11 protein-coding genes are annotated in these 15,558 nt (G+C 54.1%); 6 read left to right on the top strand and 5 right to left on the bottom strand.

Annotation, left to right across the window (positions count from 1 at the left end; all coding sequences use genetic code 11):
* A partial coding sequence (locus A918_RS0108060) for an efflux RND transporter periplasmic adaptor subunit (protein ID WP_022710568.1) occupies positions 1-1,055 on the top strand: 1,055 nt, incomplete at its 5' end.
* 2 nt (positions 1,056-1,057) lie between these two features.
* Entirely contained in the window at positions 1,058-4,225 is a 3,168-nt protein-coding gene (locus tag A918_RS19870) for an efflux RND transporter permease subunit (RefSeq protein WP_084664708.1), read from the top strand.
* A 17-nt stretch (positions 4,226-4,242) separates the two neighbouring features.
* Here A918_RS19870 and hydA read toward each other — a convergent pair whose 3' ends face one another.
* The gene (gene hydA / locus A918_RS0108050; RefSeq protein WP_051139012.1) at positions 4,243-5,739 is read right to left on the bottom strand and encodes a dihydropyrimidinase; all 1,497 of its coding nucleotides are present in this window, start codon (positions 5,737-5,739) and stop codon (positions 4,243-4,245) included.
* 93 nt (positions 5,740-5,832) lie between these two features.
* Entirely contained in the window at positions 5,833-7,083 is a 1,251-nt protein-coding gene (locus A918_RS0108045) for a Zn-dependent hydrolase (RefSeq protein WP_022710565.1), read from the bottom strand.
* Positions 7,084-7,437: 354 nt separating this feature from the next.
* On the opposite strand from A918_RS0108045, the gene A918_RS0108040 reads away from it, so the two are divergent.
* Positions 7,438-8,106: a TetR family transcriptional regulator C-terminal domain-containing protein gene (locus tag A918_RS0108040; protein ID WP_371257509.1), complete on the top strand. Its 669-nt coding sequence runs from the start codon at positions 7,438-7,440 to the stop codon at positions 8,104-8,106.
* Between the two features lie 87 nt (positions 8,107-8,193).
* Here the strand turns inward: A918_RS0108040 and preA are convergent, their stop codons facing one another.
* The 3 genes from preA to A918_RS0108020 form a co-directional block, all read right to left on the bottom strand.
* Positions 8,194-9,507, bottom strand: a complete 1,314-nt coding sequence (gene preA / locus A918_RS0108035; protein WP_022710563.1) for an NAD-dependent dihydropyrimidine dehydrogenase subunit PreA — start codon at positions 9,505-9,507, stop codon at positions 8,194-8,196.
* A gap of 1 nt (position 9,508) precedes the next feature.
* Entirely contained in the window at positions 9,509-10,999 is a 1,491-nt protein-coding gene (locus tag A918_RS19865; RefSeq protein WP_022710562.1) for an NAD(P)-dependent oxidoreductase, read from the bottom strand.
* 356 nt (positions 11,000-11,355) lie between these two features.
* Entirely contained in the window at positions 11,356-11,820 is a 465-nt protein-coding gene (locus A918_RS0108020) for a CoxG family protein (protein ID WP_022710560.1), read from the bottom strand.
* 199 nt (positions 11,821-12,019) lie between these two features.
* Here A918_RS0108020 and pgi point away from each other — a divergent pair, with 199 nt between their 5' ends.
* The 3 genes from pgi to A918_RS0108005 form a co-directional block, all read left to right on the top strand.
* Positions 12,020-13,672 (top strand): glucose-6-phosphate isomerase, encoded by a 1,653-nt coding sequence (gene pgi / locus A918_RS0108015; RefSeq protein WP_022710559.1) that lies wholly within the window; start codon positions 12,020-12,022, stop codon positions 13,670-13,672.
* A 144-nt stretch (positions 13,673-13,816) separates the two neighbouring features.
* Positions 13,817-14,878: a succinylglutamate desuccinylase/aspartoacylase family protein gene (locus A918_RS0108010; protein WP_022710558.1), complete on the top strand. Its 1,062-nt coding sequence runs from the start codon at positions 13,817-13,819 to the stop codon at positions 14,876-14,878.
* On the top strand, positions 14,875-15,558 hold a 684-nt coding region (locus A918_RS0108005; RefSeq protein WP_198013280.1), incomplete at its 3' end, for an HAD family hydrolase. The genes A918_RS0108010 and A918_RS0108005, both read left to right, overlap by 4 nt.

Raw genomic sequence — 15,558 nt, 5'->3', positions numbered from 1 at the left:
CCGCGACACAGGCCACCGGCGGCGCACCGGCAGCAGGGCAGAGTGGCGCGCGCAACGCGCCTTTAGTGGTTGTAAAGCCAGCCCAGAAACACGTCGTCAATGACAAGCTGAGTGCCATCGGCAGCGGTGTTGCGCTCAATACGGTTGCGGTTTCGCCTTATTCAAGCGGAACTATTCGCCGGTTTCTGGTGAGTGCAGGCACCACCGTCCAAAAAGATCAGGTCATTGCCGAACTGGATGCGGAAACAGAACAGATTGCCGTTGAAAAAGCACAGGTACTGCTGAAAGACGCGGAAATCACACAACAGCGTATGGCAACTTTGCGGGCATCGAATACGGCGACACAGGTACAGGTTGTTGCGGCAGAGCTTGCTCTGGCCAATGCAAAACTGGCTGTGAAGGATGCGGAACTGGCGCTCAGCCGCCGTTCGGTTACAGCACCGATTGCCGGTATTGTCGGTATTCTGCCGGTGGACGCAGGGAATTATGTCACATCCTCCACCACCATCGCCACGATTGATGACCGCTCAAAGCTGCTGATTGATATCTGGGTACCGGAACGGTTTGCACCGCAATTGCGGTTGGGGCAGGCCGTGACAGCAATGCCGACGGCTCTGCCAGGCAAAAGCTTTCAGGGGCAGGTCAGTGCTATGGATAATATGATTGACGCGGCCAGCCGGACTTTGCGGGTGCGTGCGGAAATTACCAATCCGAGCGATGTACTGCGTGCCGGTATGTCTTTTACCGTGACTATCCTTTTCCCCGGCGATCAATATCTGGCGGTTGACCCGCTGTCTGTGCAGTGGGACGGCGATGGTTCTTATGTCTGGCGCATTACCAAAGATGGCAAGGCCGAGCGTGTTGCTGCACGGATTATCCAGCGCAATGCCAATGCAGTGCTGGTTGATGGTGCACTGGCTGAGGGTGATACGATTGTCACCGAAGGTGTGCAGAATGTGCGTGAAGGCGGCAATGTGACGATTAAGGGCGCGGGCAACACCGCCAGCCCGAAAGAACCGGCCACAGCGCAGGCAAACAGTAAACAGGCAGGATGATGATGAATTCTGACAAATCATCCGCTGAAACAAATACAGTGACTGAGGATGTAACCGGCGCTGAAGAAATAGGCGGCGGGCATAATCCGCAGACTGGCGGTTTTACGGCATTGTTTATCCGCCGTCCGGTTTTTGCTTTCGTGCTCAATGTGCTGATTGTGGTAGCAGGACTTGCGGCTCTGAGCGGCGTGGATATCCGCGAATTGCCGGATGTTGACCGTCCGGTTATTTCGATCAGTACCACGTTTGACGGTGCATCTGCCGAAACTGTTGATCGTGAGGTCACGCAGGTTCTGGAAAACGAAGTCGCGCGTGTTTCCGGTGTGAAGAATATTTCTTCAACCTCATCATTCGGCCGCAGCCGTGTGACGGTTGAATTCAATGACGGCGTGGACATCAATGTCGCCGCCGCTGATATGCGTGACTCGATCTCGCGCGTGGCCAACCAGATGCCGGAAGAAGCTGATGCATCGCGTATCATCAAGGCGGATTCCAATGCTGATGCGGTCATGCGTCTGGCAATCGCGTCTGAAACGCTCAGCGTTGATGATATGACGGTGATTGTGGAAGATCAGATTGTCGATGTGCTGTCTGCTGTTCCCGGTGTGGCCGATGTGGAAACCTATGGTGATCGTGACAAGATTTTCCGTATTGATATCGACCATAAACGTCTGGCCAGCTATGGCCTGACCTTTGCCGATGTCAGTTCGGCACTGGCTTCTATGGCTTTGGATCAGCCTGCCGGATCGCTGCGCAGTGCATCTCAGGCGATTGTGGTGCGCGCCACAGCATCGGTTTCCTCGCCGCAGGATTTTGAGAATATCATTATCAAAGGGCAGACCCGCATCCGCGATGTCGCCAATGTCACGCTGGGGCCGGATATTGAAAGCTCGGCAGTGCTCAATAATGGTCGTAACAGTATCGGCCTTGGCATTATCCGTCAGGCTCAGTCCAACACCTTGGATATTTCGGACGGTATTCGTGCGGAAGTTGAGCGCCTGAATAAGACATTGCCGGAAGGCATGACAATGCGGGTGACTAGTGATGATGCGAACTTCATCCGTGGTGCGATGCATGAAGTGGAAATCGCGCTGACTGCAGCGATCCTCATTGTTATTGCTGTCATCTATATGTTCCTGCGCGATATCCGCGCGACACTGATCCCGACTGTTTCCATTCCGGTGGCGCTGGTCGGTACTGTGGCGGCGATTTATCTGGCAGGATTTTCGATCAATATTCTGACCCTTCTGGCGCTGGTTCTGGCAACCGGTCTGGTGGTGGATGACGCGATTGTGGTGTTGGAAAATATTGTCCGGCGCCGGTCGATGGGGCTGGGGCCGCGTGCGGCTGCGGTGCTTGGCACGAAAGAAGTGTTCTTTGCGGTTATCGCCACAACACTGACACTGGTGGCGGTGTTTGTGCCGATTTCCTTCCTGCCGGGACAGGCCGGCGGCTTGTTCCGCGAATTCGGTTTTGTGCTGGCAATTGCCGTGCTGCTGTCCTCCGTAGTGGCGCTCACACTGTGTCCGATGCTGGCTTCGCGGTTTCTGACCGCCGAAAGCATCGCCCATGAAACCGGCGCAGATAAACCGCGCGGACTTGTTTATCGTATCAGTGCGGGGCTGGCACAATTCTATCGCCGCAGTCTGCATTGGTGCCTTAATGCGCCGTGGATTGTGGTTGCGGCTGCTCTGGTCTTCGCCTTCTTTTCATTAAGTGCCTATACGACTTTGCGTCAGGAACTGACCCCGAATGAGGATCGTTCTGCGGTTATGCTGCGTATTTCGGGTCCGCAGGGCATCAGTATTGATTTCCTGCGTTCGCAGCTCGAGCAGATTGACGTGGCGCTCAAACCGCTGCGCGATAATGGCGAGATTGTAAATTCCTATGCTATTGCCGGTTCCGGCGGTGCGTCCAATAACGGCTTTATGGTGCTGACACTGGCCGACTGGGCAGAGCGCGACCGTAAGCAGCAGGATATTGTTGCCGATATTAATAAGCGTCTGCGTCCGATTACCGGCGTGCGTGCATTTACTCTGCAGCCAAACAGCCTCGGTATTCGCGGTGCCGGCAATGGTCTGCAATTCACGCTGGTCGGCAATGATTATGCCACGATCCAGCCGGTCACCCGTGCTTTGCTGGCCGAGATGGAAAAAGATCCGCGCTTCCAGCAGCCGCGCCTGTCGGTGGACGCAACGCAGCCGCAGCTCTCGGTACAGATTGACCGCGAGCGGGCATCGGATCTCGGTATTGATATTACCGGTCTCGCCAATGCGGTGCAGTCGGTGCTCGATGGCCGCAGGATCGGCGCTGTCTATATCGGCGACCGTTCCTATGACGTGAAGATGATGGCGACGTCCAATCCGATCAATGATCCGACGGATCTGGAAAATGTCTTCATGCGTACCGGTGACGGCCGTTATGTCTCGATGGCAACGATTGCTTCGGTACGGGAAATTGCGGTGCCGCCGCAGCTGGCGCGTGAACAACGCCTGCGCTCCATTGCGATTACTTCAGGTCTGAGCAGTGATTTTGCTCTGGGCGATGCTTATAAAACCGTACAGGAACTGGCCGCGCCATTGCTGCCTGCCGGTGTGCAGATGGTGCCGCTGGCAGAAGCGGCAACTTTAGGTGAAACCTCGACCGGTCTGTTTCTGGTATTTGGCTTTGCGGTGGTGATTATTCTGCTGGTTTTGGCCGCGCAGTTTGAGAGCTTCGTCAGTGCGCTGATCGTAATGGCGACCGTGCCGCTGGGATTGGGTTGTGCCATTGTGGCGCTGATCCTCACAGGCACGAGTCTGAACGTGTATAGCCAGATCGGGTTGGTTCTGCTGGTCGGGATTATGGCGAAGAACGGTATTCTGATTGTGGAATTTGCCGATCAGTTGCGCGACCGTGGCCTGTCTTTGCGGGAGGCGGTGGAAGAAGCATCGAATATCCGCCTGCGTCCGGTCTGTATGACGATGATCTGTGCGGTGCTTGGCGGTATTCCGCTGGTCATCGCTTCCGGTGCAGGTGCGGAAGCCCGTATTGCGCTGGGCTGGATTATCGTCGGCGGTCTTGGACTGGCAACCATTGCCACGCTCTATGTGACACCGGTAGCCTATCTGCTGCTCGGCCGTTTCACCAAGCCGAAAAGTGATGAGGAAAAACGTCTGGCTGTTTTTTAGTTGATGGATACTATATTTCACACACCAATCGGCATCAGTGCCGGATCGCGCTCCACTTTGCGTGGTGCGACGACTTCCTTCCAGACCGACAAAGCCTGCTGTTGCGGTGTATTCGGTGCACGCTCAATAAAGCGTCCGTCACCGGGCTCTGCCAGAATTTTACCCTGCGCATAGGCAACGCGCCCGCCGCTGATAGTCATGCGTGGCAGGCCGGTTACTTTCATGCCTTCAAAAACATTGTAATCAATCGCCGAATGCTGATGCTTTACGGAGATTGTCTTGGTTGCATTCGGATCCCAGATGATGAGATCTGCATCTGATCCTTCCAGCACCGCACCTTTGCGCGGATAGATATTGAGAATTTTCGCCGCATTGGTGGAGGTAACAGCGACAAATTCATTCTCGGTCAGGCGACCGGTACGCACACCTGTTGTCCATAGCACCGGCAGACGCTCTTCCAGCCCTGCGGTACCATTCGGGATTTTGGTGAAATTACCAGCGCCGTGGCGCTTTTGTTCGGTGGTGAAAGCGCAATGGTCAGTGGCCACACATTGCAGGCTGCCTGCGCTCAAACCTGCCCAGAGACTGTCCTGATTGATCTTGTCGCGAAATGGCGGCGACATCACCCGCCGTGCCGCATAGTCCCAGTTTTTATTCTGATATTCGCTTTCATCCAGTGTCAGATGCTGGATCAGCGGTTCACCATAAACGCGCATGCCTTTCTGGCGCGCACGGCGGATGGCTTCATGCGCCTGTTCGCAGGAAACATGCACGACATAGAGCGGCACGCCTGCCTGATCGGCAATCATGATGGCGCGGTTGGTGGCTTCGCCTTCCACTTCCGGCGGGCGGGAATAGCTGTGCGCTTCAGGCCCCGTATTGCCTGCTGCCAGCAGATTTTGCTGTAATTGCGCGACGATATCGCCGTTTTCCGCATGTACAAGCGGCATGGCACCGATTTCCGCACAGCGGCGGAAAGAGGCAAACATCTCGTCATCATTGACCATCAGGGCGCCTTTATAGGCCATGAAATGTTTGAATGTATTGACGCCGCGTGCCACCACTTCCGGCATTTCATTATAGCAGCGCTCGCTCCAGCCGGTGACAGCCATGTGGAAGGAATAGTCGGTGCGCGCTTTGCCTGCTTTCTGAAACCAGTCCTGCAAGGCTTCCAGCAGATTGCCCTCCGGTGAGGGTAGCACAAAATCCACCACCATTGTGGTACCGCCTGCCAGTGCCGCAGCGGTGCCGCTGTCAAAATCATCAGAACTGTGGGTGCCCATAAACGGCATTTCCAGATGGGTATGGGGATCAATGCCCCCCGGCATAATCAGGCAGCCATAGGCATCAATTGTTGTGTCGCCCTGCAAATCATGGCCGATAGCGGCAATTTTGCCGTCTGTAATCAGGATATCCGCATCGTAAGAGCGGTCTGCGGTAACGATTTTACCGCCTTTAATCAGTGTGGTTTTGTTATCTGCCTGTGGCTTGGTATGCGATCCGGAATATGACATTGTTCGTTTCCCCTTATGGTTTTTTGCGAACAGATGCGGATTAATCGGGATAGGTGAAAGCTCCGGCATGAGTGCTCATACCGGAGCAGGTATTTATACGATTTCAGCGGTCTCCAATGCTGCATGCAACAGCACATCCGCGCCATTACCTGCCCATTCTTTGGTGATGTCCTCGGCCTCATTATGGCTCAGGCCATCAACGCAAGGGCACATAATCATGGCCGATGGTGCAACCTGATTGATCCAGCAGGCATCATGGCCGGCACCGGAAATAATATTGCGGTGTGACAGACCGAGACGCTCGGTTGCCTGACGGATGGTCGAGAGGCAGGTCTCATCAAAGGAAACCGGATCAAACGCGCCGACTTCTTCAATCTGATAGGTCAGGCCGACTTTCTCACAGATTTCCGCTACGGATTTCTCCAATTTCTGAACCATTTTGGCGAGTTCTGCTTTATCCGGATGACGGAAGTCGGCGACAAAAACAGCCGTACCGGGAATGATATTGCGGGAATTCGGGCTGATATGGGCATAGCCCACGGCACCCACGCCATTCGGTGCGTGCTCCCATGCAATCTCATCCACGCGCTCGGTAATACGCGCCATGCCAAGTCCTGCATTCACACGTTTGCGCATCGGTGTTGATCCGGTATGGGCTTCTTTACCGGTCAGCGTAATTTGCAACCATTTCAGCCCCTGACCGTGGGTGACAATACCGATATCCAGACCTTCATCTTCCAGAATAGGCCCTTGCTCAATATGTAACTCGTAATAGGCTTTGATCGGGCGCTTGGCGGTCGGGATTGAACCTTCAAAGCCGATGCGTTTCAGCTCGTCGCCAACGGTTTTACCGTCCGCATCCGTGCGGGATTTCGCCCATGCTTCATCAAAGAGACCGGCGAAAACACCGGAAGCCAGCATGGCGGGAGCAAAACGTGCGCCTTCTTCATTGGTCCAGTTGACCACTTCAATCGGATGACGGGTTTTGATGCCGAGATCATTGAGGGTGCGCACCACTTCCAGTCCGCCGAGCACACCGAGCACGCCGTCGAATTTACCACCGGTCGGCTGTGTATCCAGATGGCTGCCGAGCATCACCGGTGGCAGCGACGGATCACTGCCTTCGCGGCGGGCGAACATATTGCCCATTGTATCGATGCCCATAGTCATACCGGCATCTTCGCACCACTTCTGAAAAAGCAGCCGGCCTTCGCGGTCTTCATCGGTCAGGGTCTGACGGTTATTCCCCGTTGAAATGCCAGGGCCGATTTTGGCCATATCCATCAGGCTGTCCCAGAGGCGGTCAGCATTGGTTTTGAGATTGCTGTTCAGATGCGTGTTCATGTCTGTTTCCGTATGCGGTCTGTATTAATCATGATAAGTTCATAAAGGCGCGGGGAGACGGCATGTGGATTTCCTCCTCATTCAGCGCATCGTGAAAGATGATGCGTTTTGGCGTAATATGCGCAGCCTTGTCAGAGGCCGCATAAAAAGAGCCTTGATTGTTTCCCCAAAAACACGTTGATTACTGCTCCGTTCTGTTGCGGAGTATTTTATGAAACCGGCTTGCTTCCGTTGCTGGAAACCGGCTGCTGTATCATCCACTAAAATCCGTTCAGGACAAGAGAATATCGGTGGCCGAATTTGCCTGTAACGCATTATATTTGCAGGCAGTATGAAAATGCGGGGAAGAGCAGCATGGTACGGAAAACTAAATCGGCTAAAGACATTTCCGTGATGCAGCAGGAACAGCCTGAAAGCCTGTCGCGTATTCAGGAAATGAACCGCAAGCTCATTCTCGAAGCCGCGCTGGATGTGTTCTCGACCTATGGTTTTCGCGGTTCCACCATCGACCAGATCGCGCTGAAATCCGGCATGTCGAAGCCTAATCTTCTGTATTATTTCCGCCGTAAGGAAGATATTTACAACACCGTTTTGCAGCAGACGATGGAAGAGTGGCTGGCCTCGCTGCAGTCTATTGATCCGCAGGGCGAACCGCTGGAAGAGCTTGGCTCTTACATCCGCAATAAGATTGAAATGGCGTTCCGCAATCCTGCGGCTTCGCGCCTGTTCGCCAATGAGATTATGCATGGTGCACCGGCAATCGGCACTTTCCTGCAAGAGGATATGCGCGAACTGGTGGATGAAAAAGCGGCCATGATCGGGCAATGGATGGAAGAGGGCAGGCTGGCAAAGACCGACCCGCATCATCTGATTTTCACGATCTGGGCGACGACCCAGCATTATTCCGATTTTGAAACGCAGTTGCGCGCAGTGCTCGGTGAAAAATTTGATGCGCCGGATTGCTGTGAGAAAACGGTACAGGCGGTCAGCGCCATTTTGCTCAACGGTATCCGGCCCCGTTAAGCAGGGAAAGATAGCGGCAGGATAATCTCTGCCGCACTCTGTTTTACGGGTTGTGATGACTGCCTGTCTTGTCACCGTTTACCGCTCCTATTCTGCCGCCTGTTTGTGTTTTGCCATCGGATTGTTCGGATGGGTTGTCCAGTTGGCATAATCAGGGCTGATCGGTTCTTTGGTGCGCGGATCAATGCCGGAAACCTGCTCCATGGTGATACAATCCTGCACAGGGCAGACGCTCACGCAGAGATTACAGCCGACACATTCCTCATCAATCACCTGAAAATGGCGCACGCCATCCACCATGGAAGTAATTGCCTGATGGGAGGTATCCTCGCAGGCAATGTGACAGCGGCCGCATTTGATGCAGGCATCCTGATCGATCCGCGCTTTGGTGGTGTAATTGAGGTTGAGATATTGCCAGTCGGTGACCTGCGGGGTTGCTCGGCCGCGGAAATCATCGAGCGACTGATAGCCTTTGCTGTCCATCCAGTCGGACAGACCGTCGATCATTTCCTGCACAACCTTGAAACCATAGGTCATAGCTGCCGTGCAGACCTGAACTGTGCCGCAACCGAGCGAGATATATTCCGCCGCATCGCGCCATGTGGTGATGCCGCCGATACCGGAAATCGGCAATCCGCGTGTTTCCGGATCGCGGGCAATTTCCGCCACCATATTGAGCGCAATCGGTTTGACCGCAGGGCCGCAATAGCCGCCATGGGAGCCGCGCCCGTCAATGCTTGGTTGCGGGGCAAAATTGTCGAGATCAATTGAGACGATGGAATTGATGGTATTAATGAGCGATACCGCATCGGTTCCGGCATTTTTAGCAGCCCGCGCAGGCATACGGATATCGCTGATATTCGGGGTGAGTTTGGTAATCACCGGCATGCGGCTATATTGTTTACACCATTTCACCACCATGGCCACATATTCCGGCACCTGACCGACGGCAGCGCCCATGCCGCGTTCGCTCATACCGTGCGGACAGCCGAAATTCAGTTCAATCCCGTCGGCACCGGTTTCTTCCACCCGTGGCAGAATGGCCTTCCATGCTTCCTCTTCGCAGGGCACCATGATGGAGGCGATCAGAGCGCGGTCAGGCCAGCGGCTTTTCACCTCCTTCATCTCGCGCAGGTTTATTTCCAGAGAGCGGTCAGTAATCAACTCAATATTGTTGAAACCAAGCAATCTGCGGTCGGCACCCCAGATAGCACCATAGCGAGGACCGTTGACATTGACGACCGGCGGGCCTTCCGCACCCAGCGTCTTCCAGACAACGCCACCCCAACCGGCCTTGAAAGCGCGTTCCACATTATAGGCTTTGTCGGTTGGCGGGGCAGAAGCCAGCCAGAACGGATTGGGTGAACGGATACCGAGAAAATTCGTAGTCAGATCAGCCATGTCAGTGATCCTTTACCGAAGATGAGGTCGTGTGGTTGTGCACCGATGGTGCGTGCGGATGGAGGCTCGGCAGATCTTTGCGATTGGCTGCCAGCACGGCCTCGGCAAAGCCGCTCACGGCTTCCGGCAATTGCATCAGATGCTGATGGATGGATTGCGCGGCGATCTTGCCGTCCTGCACCGAGGCAACAGTCAGATCCTGACCGCCAGCAACACAATCGCCGCCAGCCCAGATGCCTTTTAAACTGGTACGGTTTTCAGTATCAACTTTAATCCGCCCGCCACTCATTTCCATGCCACTGGCACCAAGGCCCTGGCCGTCGAGTTTTTGGCCGATGGCTTTGTAAATCTGATCGGCGGCTAAGGTGAGTGTGGCACCGGTGGCAACCAGTTTGCCTTCGCGCTGCTCGGTCTGCGCAAAGCGGATCGCGATGGCTTGCTCCTGTTCATTGAGCAGAATTTCTTCCGGTTGCAGGCAATCACGGATCACCACGCCTTCGGTCTGTGCCAGTTGCTGTTCATAGAGGCTGGCATTCATATGTTCGCGGTCACGGCGATAGGCAAGCGTCACATTCTCAGCGCCCAATCGCTTGATCTGAATAGCAATATCAATGGCTGTCATACCACCGCCGATAACGACTATATTCTTGCCGATATTCAGGCGGGAAAGGTCAGAGCTTTGACGTAACTCTGCAATGGTGCGCACGGCATCCAGCACATTTTCGGCATCTTCACCGGCAATATGCAGCCGGTTTGTGCCGCCGAGGCCAAGCCCCAGAAACACCGCATCATAGCCGGAACGTAACGTATCGAGCTGAATGTCTTTGCCGAGCGCCTTGCCGGTTTCAATAGTGATGCCACCGATTTTCAGAATGAATTCCAGCTCGCGGGCAGCGAAATTATCAACGCTCTTATAAGAGGCGATACCATATTCATTGAGACCGCCGCCTTTCGGACGGGCTTCAAAAATCGTCACCGTATGGCCTTCGCGTGCCAGCGCATGGGCGCAGGCAAGACCGGCAGGTCCTGCACCAACAACCGCCACGCTTTTACCGGTAACCGGTGCACGGGTGAAGGGGTGAACCCCGCTTTCCATCAGATGATCGGTGGCATGACGCTGCAATAGTCCGATACGTACGGGCTTGCCTTCTGCGGCTTCACGCACGCAGGCTTCTTCGCACAAGGTTTCAGTCGGGCAGACACGGGCGCACATACCGCCGAGAATATTTTCACTCAAAATCGTGCGCGCTGCGCCCTGCGGATTGCCGCCTGCGATCTGGCGAATGAATTGCGGAATATCAATATGGGTCGGGCAGGCCGTCATACATGGCGCATCATAGCAGAAATAGCAGCGGTCTGCTTCTACCAGTGCTTCATGTTTGTCGAGCGGCGGATGCAGATCAGCAAACACATCCTGATAATTATCAAGGCGGTTCGGCCGGATATCCGCTGCTGTATTATTGTGCCTGTCATGCGAATGCTGGTCACTCATGCTCCTGTCACTCCTCCCGGCACAGTCGCAGTTAAGACAAGCGATCTGGTGCTTAAAATCAATGTCAGAGGTGCCGGACGGCTGTTCGCGCAGTTGCGTCAAGCAAAATCCGGTTATGCAAATGCTGTCTCAGAGCGCATGTTGATGCGCGTCCCGCATTGGTTCATTGCTGCATGGTGGGGAAGCGGCGTGGTTCCCTTATTATACGCCGGTTCCGCAATCTGTCAGAGCTGAGCACTTTTTTGCTTTGTGTGCTTTTTGCTTCTGTAGACTCAGCATGACAGATTTTTGCTGAAGGTCAAATTTTTTATCAGATGGTCAAAATATGACAAATACACTCATAAAATACGACTGAGTTAAGCACTGCCTTGGCGTATATTCTGTGCTGCGGCTTCGCCGATATTGGCGAAAAATCGGTCAGCTATTTTGCGTGCCGTATTGCCGAGCAGTTTGGTGCCGAGCTGGGCAATTTTACCGCCTGCATCACCATTGATCGTATAGCGCAGAATGGTCACATCAGGGCTTTCTTCGATCAGTTCCACATCCGCACTGCCTGCCGCGAAACCGGCAATCGAACCCTGACCTTCACCGCTGATCGTATAGGAAAATGGCGGGTTGAGATTGGAGAGGATCAGCAAGCCGTGAAAGCGGATTTTGATGAGGCTGAGATTAACAAGAATAGCCGCCTGAATGTCGGTTTCCGAGAGCCGCTCCAAGGTCTCGCAACCCGGAATACAGGGCTTGAGAACGTCCACATCATTCATCGCATCCCAAACAGCCTGCCTTGGTGCCTGAATGCGTTCTTCGCCGGTCAGATCCATATCTATCCTTTTAAATTTATGTAGTGCAGAATATTTTTAACCCGCTATCTTGTTAATGATATCGGTTTCAATCACAAGAAAACAACGTCTGAATTTTGTTTTTATTTATCATGCCCTTAAAACACTTCAATCGGTTCATATCTAAAGTGTTATAGGTTGTATTTGAGAAGCAGTTATTCTTTATCCGGGAGTGGTTGGCATGGCATGGAATGAGGCGGCAATTGCGGCAGGTGTGACAGCCTTAAAAGCACATTGGCAGACAGTTGCGCAAAAGCAGAATATGCGTGAGGCCTTTACCGCAGATCCGCAGCGCTTTGAGCGCTACTCCCTCAAACTGGATGATTTGCTGCTCGACTGGTCAAAATGCCGTGTCAATGACGAGACAATGGCATTGCTCAAAGCTCTGGCCGTGGCCTGCAATGTGGAAGGCCAGCGCGATGCCATGTTTGCCGGCGAGCCGATCAACAGTACCGAGAACCGTGCCGTTCTTCATGTAGCTCTGCGGGCAAAACCGGATGATGTGATTGTCACAGACGGTGAAAATGTCGTGCCGCAGGTGCAGGATGTGCTGCATCGTATGAGCCTTTTCAGTGAGGCAATCCGTGCCGGTGATCTGGCGGGTGCCACAGGGCGCACTATCACCGATGTGGTGAATATCGGTATAGGTGGTTCAGACCTCGGGCCGGTAATGGCAACACTCGCGCTGACGCCGTATCATGACGGGCCGAATACGCATTTCGTTTCCAATATTGATCCGGCGCATATTGCCGATACGCTGCGCGATCTCGATCCGGAAACCACGCTGATTATCATCGCGTCGAAAACTTTCACCACGATTGAAACCATGACCAATGCGAAAACCGCCCGTAAATGGGTGGCCGATGCTCTGGGGGAAGAGGCTGTCGGTGCGCATTTCGTGGCTGTTTCTACCGCACTCGATAAAGTAGCAGCCTTCGGTATCCAGCCGGAGCGGGTGTTTGGTTTCTGGGATTGGGTTGGCGGGCGCTATTCCGTGTGGTCGTCCATCGGATTGCCGGTCATGCTGGCGATCGGCGCGCATAGGTTTAAAGAATTTCTCGCCGGTGCCCATGTAATGGATGAGCATTTCCGCACCGCGCCGTTCGAGCAGAATCTGCCGATGATGCTGGGTGTGATCGGCTATTGGCATCGTGAAATCTGCAGTTTTGGTAGTCGCGCGATTATCCCTTACGATCAGCATCTGGCGCGTTTACCTGCCTATTTGCAACAGCTTGATATGGAATCCAACGGCAAGAGCGTGAAGCGCGACGGCACGCCGGTTTCCGGTGTCACCGGCCCTGTGGTCTGGGGAGAGCCCGGCACCAACGGGCAGCATGCTTTCTTCCAGCTTTTGCATCAGGGAACCGATACAATTCCGCTGGAATTTATGATCGCAGTGCATACGCATGAGCCGGAACTGCTGGAGCAGCATCAAATGTTGCTCGCCAATTGTTTTGCCCAGAGCGAGGCGCTGATGAAAGGCCGTACGCTGGAAGAGGCACAGGCGCAGCTGCGCGCGCGTAAATTGCCGGAAGCGGAAGTGGAGCGCATTGCCCCGCATCGTGTTTTCTCCGGCAATCGCCCATCAATCACCCTTCTCTATGACAAGCTGACACCTTTTGCGCTCGGGCGTCTGATCGCGCTTTATGAACACCGTGTTTTTGTGGAAGCGCAGCTCTTTGGTATCAATGCATTTGACCAATGGGGCGTGGAGCTTGGCAAAGAACTGGCAACAGAATTGCTGGATGTCGTTACCGGAAAACAAAATGCCGGTGGCCGTGATGCCTCCACACAGGGTCTGATTGCACATCTGCATCAGGCATCGCAGGTGTAAAAACCTGATCCTCATACACTGAAAACTGCTTGCCGATACGTGACAAGCATCTGTTTTTCGTGTTTGTTGATAATGGTTTATGGAGTAACCGCCGGAATGAGGGGTTGAAAATCCTGTCCGGCGGTCAATGGGTGGAAGACATTTATGAAAACGGATCATATACAGTTTGCCGGTGATGTGCCGGGCATTCAGGTGGAAATGCGTGTGCTGCGTTTTGAAGGCACAGATACAAGCGCGCCGACGGCTTATTTGCAGTCATCATTGCATGGTGCTGAATTACCGGGGCAGGCTGCGCTGCATTTCCTGATTCCGATGCTGCGTAAAGCGGAAGAGGAAGGTCGTATCAAAGGCGATATCACGATTGTCCCGCAGGCTAATCCGGTGGCTTCCAATCAGTGGCAGAGCCATCAGCATCTCGGTCGTTTTGATTTCTTCTCCGGTGTGAATTTCAACCGCAATTTCCCGTTGCTGGAAGATTTCGACACCTCTGCACTGCCGCAACCTGATGCGCCGGTTTCCATCGATAAGCGCATCAAGGCGATGCTGGTTCGCATGGCGCTGAAACATGAGATCGTGCTCGATCTGCATTGCGATGATGAGAGTGAAAACTATCTCTATGTGCATGAAAATTATGCGGAAGATCTGCGTGATCTGGCAACGGCACTGCGCTCGACCGCAATTCTTGCCGGTGATTCAACCGTTAGCGCGGCTTTTGAAGAGGCCTGTGTTAATCCGCTGCTGCATATGAAAGTGGAAGAGCGCGATATGCGCCGCCGTGCGGTAACAACCGTTGAGTTTCGTGGTCTGAATGATGTTGATCCGGCAACCGGTCTGGCTGATGCGGAAGGGCTTTATCGCTTCCTCGTGCATCGCGGCGTGGTGGAAGATGCATCCAGCCAGCTTGGCGAAGCATTTAACGGCCCGATCGCGCCTTTCTCCCGTGTGGAAATGATCCGCGCACCACAGGGCGGCATGGTGCTGTATCATGTGGCGCTGGGTGATATCGTCAAAAAAGGCGATCTGCTGGCAACGATTGTCACCGTGCCGGGTGAACCTGAGCACGATATCAAACTCTGCGCACCGCAGGCCGGTCGCGTTTTAACCTATCGCAGCCTGCGCTATCTGCGCCGCGGCGATGATGTGATGAAGCTGATTGGCGATGAACCATCGGCACAAAGCAAACCTGCCGGTTCACTGGAGGCATAATGTCAGCAAATGTAGCAGTGCCGTCCGGCTCTGAAAAAACCATCCGTGCCATACTTTTCGACAAGGACGGCACGCTGGTTGATTTTAACAGGACGTGGTTTTCCATCTCCTGTGAACTGGCCAGACGCTCTGCTGCCGGTGATGATGCTTTGGCGAAATCACTGCTGGATGCCGGTGGCTATGACTGGCAGGCGGAAAAATTCCGCGCCAATTCTGCAATTGCCGCCGGAACGGTTGAGGATATTGTTGCGCTCTGGCATCCGCAGGATACAGACGAGCAACGCCGTGCACGCGTCGCTGAATATGATGTTTACGGGGTTGAGGAAGGTGCCAAACAGGCTGTGGCTGTTGAAGCATTGAGCCAGACCCTGCAAACCTTGAAAGCGGCCGGTTTTATCTTAGGCATTGCGACCAATGATTCTGAGGCCGGTGCACGGGCAACCGCCGCAGCGCTGGGCATCAGTGATCTGTTTTCTGGCTTTATCGGCTATGATACGGCAGCGCGTGCCAAACCTTATGCTGATCCGTTGTTGCATTTTGCGGCAGAAGTCGGCGTGGCACCGGAGCAGGTGGCGATGGTTGGCGACAATCCGCATGATATGGAATGTGCCAGAGCTGCCAAAGCCGGTCTGGCGGTTGGTGTGTTGACGGGCAATAGTCCGCGTGAAGTGCTTGAACCG

The organism is Pseudochrobactrum sp. AO18b, assembly GCF_000409565.1.
Taxonomy (GTDB): domain Bacteria; phylum Pseudomonadota; class Alphaproteobacteria; order Rhizobiales; family Rhizobiaceae; genus Pseudochrobactrum; species Pseudochrobactrum saccharolyticum.
This window is presented reverse-complemented; position numbering and strand designations above follow the sequence as displayed.